The sequence below is a fragment of the Dysgonomonas mossii DSM 22836 genome, from assembly GCF_000213575.1.
In the GTDB taxonomy this organism is placed as follows: domain Bacteria; phylum Bacteroidota; class Bacteroidia; order Bacteroidales; family Dysgonomonadaceae; genus Dysgonomonas; species Dysgonomonas mossii.
In genome coordinates this window covers 307,018-320,110 of record NZ_GL892007.1, presented here as the reverse complement: position 1 = coordinate 320,110, position 13,093 = coordinate 307,018, and the positions used below count along the sequence as shown (strand labels likewise).

Here is a 13,093-nt window from a genome sequence, read left to right as displayed (position 1 = left end):
TTATGCAATAATCGATTCTGCTTTAGCCTTCTTAATATTATACCTGTAGGCTAAACAAGCAGTAATAAAGTAAACGAAGCACTGTATCCAAAGCGTTATATATTCAGTTTTGATATCAGCCAATGAGGCTCCCATCGAGTTTACTTTTATATAAGCCAACACGCCCGAAGGAGCAGGAATAATATAGTGTACAGCTTGCCAATACCAAGGCATTAATTCGAGTGGATAAGATATTCCCGAAAGGAAAACAAGCCCTACAGAAAAAAAAGCTACCATAAGAATAGGACTTTCAGAATCGGTATAGAAAAGAGAGCATGTAAATCCAAAAAAACAAGATGCCAAGAAAAATGGGATTAAAAGCATTATAATTTCCCAAGCATTACCAATATCGGGAATGCTGAATATTTTAGGTAATAATCCTATCAGAAAGTATGCAAATACGGTATAGATCATACTGTAAACAAATGTTTTACTTAATATTACTAAAGCCATATTTCCAAATCTCAAACCGTTTTTTTCATAATAAAGAATTGACTTTTCGTGACGTTCGTTTCCTGTTATCATACCTATCACCATCATTAATGTCTGAAATATGATAACAATAAGCACCGCCGGAATAAGGTAACTTCCATATCCTTCTGTATAATTAAACAAATGAGAACCAACGATGTTTACGGTTTGTGACTGTGACATTGCATAAAGTGTTGTTAAGGGAAGAAAAACTACCATGTCGGAGCGGTGGCGTGCATCAAGCTCAAGCATTGCGCCAACCGTAGCTTCTTGGATGGATGCAAAATTGAGAAAAGCACTCGTATTTCCCATCGCTAAAAACACAGATTGTTGCCCACGTCCCATTCTTGTTTCAAAATCCTGTGGAATATAAATAATACCTACCGTTTCTTGCTTTTTCATCAATTCCTCCGCACTATTAATATCCGTAGAGAAGCTATGTATTGTTACCTGTGGAGAGGCTTCGAGCAACCTTGTATATTCACGGCTCAATGGTGAGTGAGACATATCGACAACGACTATAGGCGCATTGCGAATAAGGTTTGGCTGATACATGTAATTATATAATAACCCGTAAATAAATATACCTCCAATGAGTACCAACAAGATAGAATAGCTGGTAGCTATCGTTTTAAACTCTCTGATAATATATGTGGATATTATATTCAATTGTTTTTTCATTTTATTCAATGTCTTGATATTTATGACTTAATGTTGCGTTTTTTAAATGAGGTAATATTAGTAGAGCCAATAAGATATATATGAACAAGATACTTATATGTTGCCATGAATAAGCAAATCCATAGTTGCCGTATAAAATATTCTGATTGATCTCGATAAAATGTCTTATTGGAAAAAGAAACGAAGAATAATAAACTGCCGGAGGCATAGCAAAAACAGGGAATGTTACACCCGAAAGAGTAGCTCCTAGAGAGCCAACCATTGATGCAACACTTATAATGATGCTCAAGGCGGGAAAAAGCGAAAATATAAATACGCCGAAAGCCTGAGTGGCAATAATAAATAACGCAGTAATCAGATTTATGGATAGAAAGCTTGCACTCAAGGGAATGTTTAATATGTTGAACATCACAAAATTGCCCAAAATAGCCATAATAATATACATAATGGTATAAGGTAGCAGTTTGCCTGTAACCGCAACAAATATATTCGTATCAGCTGTTTTGAGCCACTCATCAGCCGTTTTAAACTTAATTTCAGATCCTAAAGCATACATTGTTACTAGTATGATAATTATTTGCAACAGGACAAAAAAGAATGGATTCGTCAGATATATAGAATAGTCTAAGGATGGATTGAATAAAGGATGAGCCTCAAAATTGACAGGTAAGACAACACTTTCGATCCTGTCTTGAGCTGTTCCCGCAGCTGTTCCTGCACCTACCATAGGTGCTAAAGATACTTCTGCCAGAACTGCTTCAAGTGCGGCTTCCATTTCTACACCTACACTCAAAAGAGCATAATGAATATAATATGGGATAGTAGCATCACGTTTACCAAGTAGATCAGATTCAAGATTTTTGGGAATAACAACATATGCATATATCTCCTTTTTCACAGTGGCATCTCTTGCCTCTTTCGGATCTGAATAGTATTTTGCGATTTTAGCAGTAGGAATAGTACTCAATGTACGGCTTATTTGTCGCGAAGTAGAAGTCTGATCCATGTCTACAATACCTATTGGTATGTTTTCCATACCACCCGAGCCAAAGATTGTATTCATAAAGAATATACAAAACAGAGGAAGAATTATACATACTCCAAAGTATAGCCTTCGTGATGTTATTCTTGCCAGTTCACGTTTGAGGACAAGAAAGAATGCATTGTTTGTTTTTATTGTTTTCATTCAATGGCTTATTTACTCATTGTTACAAGCACCGACATTCCCGGACGAAGGTCTGAAACCTTCTCTGTAGGGCGTGCTTTTATTTCAAAAGTCCTCATGTCATACGAGCCGCTCTGTTTCGTAGATTTCCATGTAGCATAACTCCCTAATGGGCTTACATAATATATTTCGAATTCGATTCCTTGCTGATTGATAGATGGAACATCACCTTTGAATTTTTCCCCCATTCTGAAGTGCGGCATGAGGTCTTCCCTTATGTTCAATACTACATAGGCATCGTCAAGTACAACGAGTGACATGATAGGTGTTCCGGGGCCCACTAATTCTCCACGCTTAGGATAAACAACCGCAATTTGTCCCGATTCAGGCGCAATTAATTTTGTATCCTCTAAAAGGGAGGCAATCTCCTTTACTGTACTTTTGGCAGCATTGACTATAGACTTTGAACTTTCTCTGTCTTGTTTTCTCGCTCCGTCCTTTGCCATTTGGTACTCTTGGTAGGCTGCTCTTTCAGCAGCTTGTGCTGCTTTATATAATGCTACTGTTTCATCAAAACGCTGCACTGTTACTACGCTATCTTTGTAAAGCAGTTCGATTCGGTTGTAAGTCGTTTTTGCCAATTCGAGGTCCGACTTTGACTTTTCCCATACCTGACGTACTGTCTCTACAATTTGCTTGCGAGGGCCTTCCTCTATTTTTTGATTTTCAAAAATCGCTACATTACCCAATGCATTTACCTGATCATATTTTGCTGAGAATTCGGGACTATTTATAATTACGAGTGTATCTCCTTTCATTACGTTTTGCCCTTCTTCTGCATAAAACTTATCGATACGTCCCGGTATCTTTCCTGATATACGGATTTCTGTAGCCTCTATTTGTCCTTGCAATATTTCGGGTTTGTTTCCCAAAGAAATAATTCCAACAGTAGTGATAATAACCACTAAAATAAGTACCACTATAAATGCTATTGCTATATATTTTTTATTTTTATCCATAACTGTATAATTAATATTTTTTTAAGTGTTTTATTTTAAAAGGATGTGACTTTCGTCCTTACCTGATAGGCTGTATTGATGGAATGTTTCAGGTATTCCACATACTGCTAATAGATTTATCAGACCTGAATCGAACTGGTAGTAAGCCATTAGAGTTGCTATACGTACTTTTGAAAGTATTAGCTCCGCGTCAATTACTTCGGATGAAGATGCCATACCTTCGATAAATGCTCTTTGCCGTGAACGTACAAGTTCCATACTCATCTCCATTGTGGTTTTAAGAGCTGAAACGTTCACCAAAGCTGATTGGGTTTGATTATAGAACTTATCTACGGTTAGAGTTATATCGTCTACAATCTTTTCCTTCTCTGTTTCTAAAATGACGCTCTTTATTTTTGCTTGCTTTATTTTTTTCTCTCGATCGAGTCCGTCGAATATATTCCATGAGAAACCAACGCCTACCATTGTTCGTGGGGCTATATTTTTAGGAATTCCATTCGAATAGAGCGTTTGCTTTCCGAACAATTCTATATTCGGTAAATAGGCTGACTTAGCTATTTTTACTTCGTTTTTTTGAATGTATTGTTGTGTCATCAATCCATTCACCAAATAGTTTTTTTCTAGAATAAGATTCTTAAAATATATAATCTCCGGCAGAGATTCGTCAATAAACATGGGTGTGGTAGTGAGGATTATATCTTCTGACTCTATTTTTGTTAGTGTTTTAAAGGTGTTTTTTATTATTTCCAAATCTTTCACTGCAATTTCAAGTTCTCTCTTGGCCTCATCTCTGTTTACCTGAAAGAATAATCTTTCCGCTTTATTTATCATTCCGTTGGCTTCGAGTTTCAATGCATTTTGGTAATGATGTTCCAGAGCATCATATGTTTCTTGTTTTACTTCTACTATTCTTTGTCCTAGACGCAAACCATAATAAGCTTCAACTAAAAGGATTTGTTGGTCAGCACTTATTTTCTCTTTATTTATTTCAGCAATATCTACCATTAATTTGCCTATTTTCCCGGCATATATTCGTTTTCCTCCAGTGAAAACCGGCATGGTAACAATAGCATCAACACTTGTCATATTCTGAGGTAAAATAGGAACGCTGAAAGAACTTTTGCCTAAATTGTTAAGGATAGAGGATATAAACTGTTCATTTGGATCAATAGAGTGAATAAAATCTGTAGTCGGATTTGTGAATTGAGATAATGATTCTTTCACTTCTATATCACTCACCATATGCGTATATGCTCCGGTTGCCATTACTTGTGGGTACCAAAAAGAGTTCAATCGCTGTTGTTCATTTTTAGCCCATTCCATTTCTTTATTTGCAATCTTCAATGTTTTATTATCTCTGTTCATCAGTTGATAAGCCTCTTCAAGGCTTATCTGCCTTTGTTTCTGTTGTGCTGATAAAGAAGCTGCTGAAAGAAACAAAATAATACATGTGATAGTAATTGGGAGAGTAAAAGTTCTTTTGGTAATATAAACTAACTTCATATTAATTGACTATTATAATTTTTAATATTAACTCTTTACTTTGATCTTCGTGTTACAAAGGTAGAGGGAGTCAACTGTTTATTTATCAGAAGTTTCATTACAAAAGTATTAGAATTGAATTTTGGTTTCTAATGTTTTTCTAATGCTTGTATAATAGCCACAAATATGAGTGCTGGATGGAAGTTTGATAGTCTGTATTATTCGTTGAAAATATGTGGATTTAATGACGTAAGCTCGTCTATTATAGTCCGTATTATAAAGTAAATATTGGATGAAAGCGAATGGCGAATTTTGGATATGAAAAACGAGCGTAGGTCTAGTCCTATTGAGTATAATTTTCTCTGATTACCTCAATTAAGAAACATTACATTGGTAGTTTTTAATCTAAATATTTAAAGAACTTCAATCTGAGAAATTATTGTTATTTATAATTTAGATACAATGTTTTTATAAGTATCGAAGGGTTGTATTAAGTTTTAGTTCATTAAAACCCATATCCAAAGCCTAAATTTAGATATATAGGGTACATATTAAACTTGATTACATCGAAGTTCTTCTTAAATACATCATTTAGTCCCCATGTTAGGTCTGCATATATATTCAAGTGATTAGAAGCCTTCCATTGTCCACTAAACTGCAGACCCCAAGACAATTTACGCAGATTCTCGGAAAAATCATATGTAGCTTCAGTTACCTTAATTTTTTCACCCGTTGGATCTCCATCTCTTAGATAACCGTCATATACATGACCGTTAAAGGTACCATCTAATAAGTAAGAGATAAAGGCTCCACCTTTAATTCTCCATTTATCTGACAGCTTATAATTTGCCACGGCTGGAACTGTAATATAAGAATTGTGCACTTTAGTAACGACGTAGCCTGTCCATGCTCCCTTCATAGCACCTTGGTCTTTCTCGACCATTTCCATATTATAATTCTTGACCCTAGCATCTGTTTCCATTCCTTTACTTTCAAGCCTTAGCCCGATTTCTAAACCCCATTTATCAGTAAGCCATTTTGTTGAGCTTCCTTCGATGGCTATGAGTAGTGTAGGCTTATAACTTTCCATCGAGCGAATTTCGACCGGCATTGAAATAGGAGAGATTCCCCCAACACTAAATCCTGCTTTTATTTGATACTCGATCCCTTTCTCTGAAGACCATAAAATACCTTTTGTGCGATCGGCCTGTCCCCATAAAATAGTAGGGATGAGTATAAGTATAAAATTCAGGCAAATTAGGTTTTTCATAAATGTTTATTTTAATTATCTTCGTGAATCAGTTCAACTTCATCTATCAATAGAGTACTGCCAACAGCACCTCTGAATGATCCTCCTTCTATACTCGATGTAAAAATAATAGATACATTATATTTGCCTTGTTCCAGTTTCATCGGGTCTATTTCTTTTCCGGGAAGATCATTGAATGGTAGGTCAAAGAAAGTCCAATCGCTACTTTCTTTTTTATCTTCATCCTTAAATCGTGCTATTGAAATAAGATTCGGACTCGTTAATGCATCATAACCTGTGAGGTATTTAGTCTGTTCATCGGTTTCATACAATATTGCGTAAATATCAAAACTGTCTTTAGCGTTTGGGTTTTTCTTTCCGTCCTTCTCAATAAAAACAGGGCCGGCTTTGTATTGATAATATCCTTTTAAGCGGATAGGTACAAAATCGAATGGAACACCGAAGCGTGTTGCTCCTAGCGGATCCTCCATTGCAGATAAAGTTTTAAAATCTCCAATAAATAAATTCCCTGCTGCAAGTCTCATATTTGATAATGCTCCTAATAACCCGGTAGATTTGGTTTCCAATTTCAGGCAATTACCGCTTTTTCCGAAAGGATACGGCGTTGTCGGATAATCCTGTGGTTGCGAATTTCCTGACACAATAGCAAATCCTCCGTTACCACTTGCCCAAAAATATATCTTCTGGTTGTTTGGCAATACTTCATAGAAGACATAATATCGTTCAGTATTATCTAATTCAGCATGTTCGAAATCGTATTTGGTACTGATGCTATTTTGTGTACAACTTACAGTATATACCTTTTTCCATATTCCATCCTCCGAAGTAACAGTATATGTTTGAGGATGAGTAAAATCTCTTTCAGTTCCACTCAGAGGGTCTATTGTAGCACCAGGGGTTAGGGTAAATTCGGGGGCAAGTCGTGTTATATCTGCTGTTTGTTTGATCATCATGGATATGCGATCATTTTCGATTCTGGGATCCATTTTCAAAACTCCTCCCGGTATATTGCAGGTTTCGATATCAGCCTCCGAATTCAACGCTTCATCCTTAAAACATGATGTAAAAAGAAATATTGCAATGAAGAGTATGAGTAAAAGTTGGGTGCGTTTCATTGGTTATTTTTTATATAAAAATATATACAATTAATTAACAAAGATTAGAGTATTTTGTTTTATTTTACTATGTGATTTTCTCAATAAATTCTATCGACTATAATACGAAGTGGTGGCTATCTTAAAGCGCGAAATTAATTATAAAAAAAATCAGGTAAATATGTTTTTATATTTGTATTTGATAAATCCTCTATATACGTATTCTTTTGCAGATTTGGAAGCAAAAGGTTACCCAAAACTTTAAATACAGATTATTGTTAATACATTAATAGCATTACGAATGAAAAAGATATTGGTAGTAGAAGATGAGCTGAGGATTGCCGAACTTCTTAAAAAAGGGTTGGAAGAATTTGGCTATATTGTTACCTTGGCTTTTGATGGTGAAATGGGAAAACGCCTTGTTAATAATCATATATATGATTTAATAATTACAGATGTAATTCTACCACATATCAATGGCTTCGAACTCTGTAAGGAGATAAGGGCAGTTCATCCCGAGATTCCAATTATTATGCTTACGGCTTTAGGCACAACAGATGACAAACTAGATGGTTTTGATTCAGGTGCGGACGATTATATGGTAAAACCATTTGACTTGAGAGAGTTAAATGCTCGCATAAGTATTTTGCTAAAAAGAAAAAATGGGGTATCGGCAACGGTTAAAACTGATCATTTAGAATATGCCGATATAAAATTAAATTTAGATAATAAAACCGTGACGAGAGGAGATCGAGAGATGAGACTTACACCAAAGGAGTTTAACTTGTTACAATATATGATGCTCAACCCCGAACGTGTACTTTCGCGAACTGAAATCTCTGAAAAGGTATGGGATACTCATTTCAATACGGGAACTAATTTCATTGATGTTTATATAAATTACTTAAGGGTGAAGATTGATAAAGGGTTCGATTCGAAACTTATACACACACGTCCGGGATTAGGTTTTATACTAAAAAGTGAAGAATGAAAATACGTACAAGGATAGCCCTTCGTATTACAGCTGTGATAACTGCTGTAATGTTTGTATTTGTTGCACTCAACTATATTGTATCCACTAGGGTAAGGATGCAGGAATTTTATGTAGATCTAAAAAAGGAAGGTGCTGCAAGAGCCGAGCTTTTTTTTAAAGCAAAAGCTATCCAGAAAAAATTAGATAAAATAGATGTTTCTATATATGATATTAATTACAAACTTCTTTATACCGACGCAGATAAAATTTCTAATAGAAGTGAGGAAATAGCAACTATCGTAAAAGATATATTTGAAACAAAAGAAGACTATATAGAAAATGAAGGGAAATTCCAGACCATTGGATTTATCTTTACTCATCAGAATGTAAATTATGCAGTTATCACATCTGGACATGATAACTATGGACAGATCAAAATGCAAAAATTGGTCCTTTATCTTCTTATATTAAGTTTGGTTTCTTTACTTGCGGCATGTGTCCTCGGATACTATCTCGCAAAATCCGTTTTAAAACCTGTAGGAACTATTTCGGATAGAATGAAAGATATAACAGCGAATAAACTTCATTTACGACTGATCGGATATAATGAGAAAGATGAATTTGGAGAACTTGCAGCATCATTTAATAAAGCATTGGATATAATAGAGGCATCTTTTGAATCTCAGAAAATGTTTGTCAGCAATGTATCTCATGAACTTCGTACACCCTTGGCAACTCTTATCGGAGAGATAGATCTATCACTATTAAAAGAACGTACGGCAGAAGAATATAGAAATACTTTAATAAACTCGCGTCAGGATACAAACAAACTGATAAAACTACTTAACGGTTTACTCGATTTGGCAAAAGCCAGTTACGATGAAAACAATATGTCTATGAATCCCGTAAAGATTGATGAGGCAGTCTTAGAAGCTGTAGAATTAGTCTTGAAGGGGAATCCTGAATATGATATTAAGCTTATTTTCAATCAGGGTATTATGGAAAATAGAGAACTATCTATTATTGGAAATGAGTATCTCTTAAAGACAGCCTTTGTCAATCTAATGGAGAATAATTGCAAATATTCGCACAATAAAACCTCTACTGTTGAAATCTCTCTTATTGGCAAAAGAGTTATTTTACGATTCTCGGATACAGGTATAGGTATCCTCGAGGATGAGCTAGAACATCTATTTACTCCATTTTTCCGGGGAACAAATAAAAAATATGTACAGGGGAATGGTATAGGTTTAGCTTTGGTGAAAAAAGTAATAGTTCTTCATAAAGGAATAATAGGTATTCATTCTGTAGTAGATAAAGGAACCACTTTTACGATTGAGTTTACTCTGAGCTAAGAATACTAAAAAGCCTCATTTATGTTAATATAAAATGCAGATTGACCCTTGCCTATACCATAATCAATTCGAAGGTTAGTTCTGTCTTTAACTCTAAAACGATATCCAAGTCCAAAAGTTGGCAAGGTTTCTTTCATTTTGAAATCGCTTAATTTAGGGAAAACATTTCCTGCACCTACCCACGCAACCATACTACTTCGTTTGTAAATGTGCTGTCTTAACTCAATTTGTGATTCTACGAAGTTTTTATCTCTGTATTGTCCTGTATAGTATCCACGCATTTGGCTTGCATCTCCTGCTTGAGCCATCAGGTTCCAAGGAACATCCCCCCTGTTGAATTGCCCTCCAAGATCAAAAGCAACAATAGTTCCCTTATTGAGTTTTTTGTAATATCTGAATGTCATCTCTGTTTTATTAAAGCCAGAAGTGTTACTAGAGAAATTTGGATAGAATATATCTCCGATTTTTATATAGATTCCCTTATGAGGTTCTGTAGTATTATCTCTGGAATCATAAATTAAAGTCATTCCGGCACCTATCACTGTTATTTTTCTTTTCTCTCCATTCAGAATACTCATATCATCAAAATATTTACCCCTTATATCTCGAGCATTTGTCATCAAACCTATGGCAGTATGGTTATCTATTTTCTTGAATAAATTGACTTTTACTTGCATATCTTGTATGTTATAATCTGTGTAATATGAATTTCTTCCTGCATTATAACCAACTCCCCAATATTGGGAAGGTGTATCAGAAAAAGAAATATCCGAATCTATCCAATATCTCTTTTTTTGGAAATAAATACTACTGCGTATTCCAAGAGCATAAGCTCCTGAGGAGGTTGCATTAATATATAAAGATATATTAGATGGATCATTATCCTTCTCACAACCGTTTAGGCGAAATAGCCCTGAGCCTATAAGCCCCATACCAACCTTAGTTTCATTGGTATAATAAGGGCCTCCGATTACAGAATAGTTAAAAGATTTGTCTGATGAAGTTTGATCGGATTTTTGTAAATATTGGAAAACTGTATTCTCTATATAATTAATTGCCGGTTTTATAAAACCTTTATTTTCAACTATAATTGTGTCTTCCTCGATATTTGTCTGTGCATTCACTGTTATTACTATTCCTACCAGAAGAATAAGTATTATTTTGTATCGCATAAAATTTATTAGGGATTTATTTTTCGGTTTATTCACGATACAAAAATAGGGTATCTCCCCTGTTTATTCTTCTTGTTTTCAATTAGAAAGTTATTAAAATCAGATGTTTGATTCTAATGATTTTCTGTCTTTTATTAAAATAATATTTAAGGAGTTTTTGCTAGTCTAAGGACGGACAATCGTTTTATGAGAGCTTTTCAAATTCTTTTCCCAAAAAAGAAAGCCCCGAATTCTTATATAAGATTCGGGGCTTTTCCAAAATAAGTTATGCTTGAAGAATAATTACATTTCTTTAATATCCGTAATTCTGTCCATTTGGATCCATTGGACTTACTCGGTCTAAATGTTTTTGAGGTATAGGTCTGAATCGGTGGAACGGTTTAACATTTGGTGCAGCAAAAGAATTGCGCTCTTTGAGCATTTTGACAAAGAAATCAGCTCCATTTCTTACTAAATATTCAAAACGATGTAATTCACCTTCTGTCTCTTTACCGTTTTCGTCAAGGAAGAATACTAATCTTGCATCATCGGTCATAGCACTGATAAAGCCTGCTGTAACTTTCATTTCATCTACTGTCGATTTTTTTCTGTCAGCGTAGTTACCTCCATCATATTTCCAATAATGTGAATATTTGCTTTCTCCTTCTTTCCATGCAGCGCGTTCGCGGACAATATTTAGAGCTGCGGCCGAATTTGCATAATCACCTTTCATAGCCAAAGCTTCAGCTAATAAGATATATGTTTCTCCTAAGCGGTAGCAGAAATAATCTCTAAACCCTGCTTGGTCGTTGGTTGATGCTCGACGACTATCTAAATATTTTATTAGGGTAGGGAAGGTATTTGTTATTCCGTCTCTGATACCTCTATTTCCAATCTCGGTTTTTGTAATAGATTGCATTGGTATATACCAGTAAGGTTCCATAGAACGTGCTAAAGCAAGCTTCTCAGAACGAGTTCCACTCTGGAAACGTTTATCCAGATTCTCTACAGAAAATACGATTGCTGTATCGCCTACCGCATAACGAGGTGACCCTTCAGTTTTACCTATCGACGTCGGATCAAAGGTTCCTGCGGCATTCGTGAAAGATTTCCAACTCACATCAGCCGAAGGTGTCTGGTTGGCATAATATACCCATACATGAGACTTATAAAGACGAGAGTCTATTAGTTTACCTTGTTTAGAACTTGCATAATATTGTGGCCCGTAGAGTCCGTTATCGGCATACAAGAAAGGAGTTGGAGATGTACGTCTCCATCCGCGACCTGTAATTAAATCACGCCCTATTCCCATACTAGTACCTCTACTTACACTTTCTGTTCCTTTTCCATTTTCTGTAACCATAGGCATACCGTCAGCCTGTGTAGTAAACATCATATGCAGCCAGTTACCACCATCATTAACTTTGTCTGGAGTTTGGTTATTATAAAAATGGTTGGTTGAGAACTGTATGCTAAAAAGAATCTCAGGACCAGCATAATCACCTGGAGTAGGACCTCCTGTTTTAGGGTTAAATCTCCATAAGTCAGCATAGTCGGGGCTAAGAGTATGATTACTACCACTTCCTGCACCTGTACCAAAATTACAAACTGCACTTGCATATTTTATCGCCAAATCTAAATCGTCTGCAGTTGCACCACGATCTTCATTCATTTTAGGGTCAGACTGACTTTGTGTATATTTTTGACAATAACGGAACATATGCGATTTAGTTAGTAAATGTCCTGCAGCACCTTTACCCACGCGACCATAATCACCTGTTACTTTACCTTGTGCATCAGCCCACGGAAGTAAATTCCATGCTTCTGTAGCATCATTTATGATTTGTGCCCAAATTTCTTTTTGAGGCGAACGTACAAAATTGAGCTTTGGTGCATCAACAGGCTCTAGTACTAACGGACAATCACCATAGTGTATAGCCAGTACGTAGTAATAATAGGCACGCAAGAACAACAACTCACCTTTTCTTATGCTCTTGATATCGGCGGCCATAGTTGTATTTGATTCTATGTGCTTTAACCCTAGATTAGCTCTAGCTACGCCATTGTAGCAATCTGTCCAAAAGGCAGAAAATGTCTCATTCGAGGGATTCATTGCCGATGTATATAAAGCAAAATCCGTACCTCCATCTCCTCCTATTGTGTACATATCTGTACCTATCTCCTGAAAGATTATTCCTGATGGAGTATTCGATGTTGAAAACATTCCTCGTCCGTTTTGGTAAGCTGATACAACCAACGCATTAAGCCCTTCGTTGGAATTGTAGTAGGTATAATTCGTATTATATCCTTTTTCTTCCAAAAAATCTGAGCAGGATGCCATAATACATCCGAATATTCCAATTGTAATTATATATTTTAAGGATTTCATGTTT

At 35.6% G+C, this 13,093-nt stretch carries 10 protein-coding genes; 2 read left to right on the top strand and 8 right to left on the bottom strand.

The window, feature by feature from the left end:
* The 6 genes from HMPREF9456_RS11325 to HMPREF9456_RS11300 form a co-directional block, all read right to left on the bottom strand.
* Window positions 1-1,191 carry an ABC transporter permease gene (locus tag HMPREF9456_RS11325; RefSeq protein WP_006843671.1) on the bottom strand — a complete coding sequence of 397 codons (1,191 nt, stop codon included), beginning with the start codon at window positions 1,189-1,191 and terminating at the stop codon, window positions 1-3.
* A gap of 1 nt (window position 1,192) precedes the next feature.
* Complete coding sequence (locus HMPREF9456_RS11320) at window positions 1,193-2,377, bottom strand: ABC transporter permease (RefSeq protein WP_006843670.1); 1,185 nt, start codon at window positions 2,375-2,377, stop codon at window positions 1,193-1,195.
* A gap of 8 nt (window positions 2,378-2,385) precedes the next feature.
* Window positions 2,386-3,375 (bottom strand): HlyD family secretion protein, encoded by a 990-nt coding sequence (locus HMPREF9456_RS11315; RefSeq protein ID WP_006843669.1) that lies wholly within the window; start codon window positions 3,373-3,375, stop codon window positions 2,386-2,388.
* Between the two features lie 30 nt (window positions 3,376-3,405).
* The gene (locus HMPREF9456_RS11310; RefSeq protein WP_006843668.1) at window positions 3,406-4,878 is read right to left on the bottom strand and encodes a TolC family protein; all 1,473 of its coding nucleotides are present in this window, start codon (window positions 4,876-4,878) and stop codon (window positions 3,406-3,408) included.
* 484 nt (window positions 4,879-5,362) lie between these two features.
* Entirely contained in the window at window positions 5,363-6,127 is a 765-nt protein-coding gene (locus HMPREF9456_RS11305) for a porin family protein (protein WP_006843667.1), read from the bottom strand.
* A gap of 11 nt (window positions 6,128-6,138) precedes the next feature.
* A complete protein-coding gene (locus HMPREF9456_RS11300; RefSeq protein ID WP_006843666.1) occupies window positions 6,139-7,242 on the bottom strand; it encodes a PCMD domain-containing protein in 1,104 nt (367 codons plus the stop codon).
* Window positions 7,243-7,522: 280 nt separating this feature from the next.
* On the opposite strand from HMPREF9456_RS11300, the gene HMPREF9456_RS11295 reads away from it, so the two are divergent.
* Window positions 7,523-8,212, top strand: a complete 690-nt coding sequence (locus tag HMPREF9456_RS11295) for a response regulator transcription factor (protein ID WP_006843665.1) — start codon at window positions 7,523-7,525, stop codon at window positions 8,210-8,212.
* Complete coding sequence (locus HMPREF9456_RS11290) at window positions 8,209-9,549, top strand: HAMP domain-containing sensor histidine kinase (RefSeq protein ID WP_006843664.1); 1,341 nt, start codon at window positions 8,209-8,211, stop codon at window positions 9,547-9,549. Before HMPREF9456_RS11295 ends, HMPREF9456_RS11290 begins: the two co-directional genes overlap by 4 nt.
* A 5-nt stretch (window positions 9,550-9,554) precedes the next feature.
* Here the strand turns inward: HMPREF9456_RS11290 and HMPREF9456_RS11285 are convergent, their stop codons facing one another.
* Both HMPREF9456_RS11285 and HMPREF9456_RS11280 read right to left on the bottom strand, forming a co-directional pair.
* Complete coding sequence (locus tag HMPREF9456_RS11285) at window positions 9,555-10,721, bottom strand: BamA/TamA family outer membrane protein (RefSeq protein ID WP_006843663.1); 1,167 nt, start codon at window positions 10,719-10,721, stop codon at window positions 9,555-9,557.
* 292 nt (window positions 10,722-11,013) lie between these two features.
* The gene (locus HMPREF9456_RS11280) at window positions 11,014-13,089 is read right to left on the bottom strand and encodes a RagB/SusD family nutrient uptake outer membrane protein (protein WP_006843662.1); all 2,076 of its coding nucleotides are present in this window, start codon (window positions 13,087-13,089) and stop codon (window positions 11,014-11,016) included.
* Between the last annotated feature and the right edge of the window lie 4 nt (window positions 13,090-13,093).

Excerpts from the sequence above, each read along its gene's own strand:
- HMPREF9456_RS11280 (WP_006843662.1), bottom strand. The coding sequence starts at position 13,089 with ATGAAATCCTTAAAATATATAATTACAATTGGAATATTCGGATGTATT.
- HMPREF9456_RS11295 (WP_006843665.1), top strand. The coding sequence starts at position 7,523 with ATGAAAAAGATATTGGTAGTAGAAGATGAGCTGAGGATTGCCGAACTT.
- HMPREF9456_RS11315 (WP_006843669.1), bottom strand. The coding sequence starts at position 3,375 with ATGGATAAAAATAAAAAATATATAGCAATAGCATTTATAGTGGTACTT.
- HMPREF9456_RS11310 (WP_006843668.1), bottom strand. The coding sequence starts at position 4,878 with ATGAAGTTAGTTTATATTACCAAAAGAACTTTTACTCTCCCAATTACT.
- HMPREF9456_RS11320 (WP_006843670.1), bottom strand. The coding sequence starts at position 2,377 with ATGAAAACAATAAAAACAAACAATGCATTCTTTCTTGTCCTCAAACGT.
- HMPREF9456_RS11290 (WP_006843664.1), top strand. The coding sequence starts at position 8,209 with ATGAAAATACGTACAAGGATAGCCCTTCGTATTACAGCTGTGATAACT.
- HMPREF9456_RS11300 (WP_006843666.1), bottom strand. The coding sequence starts at position 7,242 with ATGAAACGCACCCAACTTTTACTCATACTCTTCATTGCAATATTTCTT.
- HMPREF9456_RS11285 (WP_006843663.1), bottom strand. The coding sequence starts at position 10,721 with ATGCGATACAAAATAATACTTATTCTTCTGGTAGGAATAGTAATAACA.
- HMPREF9456_RS11305 (WP_006843667.1), bottom strand. The coding sequence starts at position 6,127 with ATGAAAAACCTAATTTGCCTGAATTTTATACTTATACTCATCCCTACT.
- HMPREF9456_RS11325 (WP_006843671.1), bottom strand. The coding sequence starts at position 1,191 with ATGAAAAAACAATTGAATATAATATCCACATATATTATCAGAGAGTTT.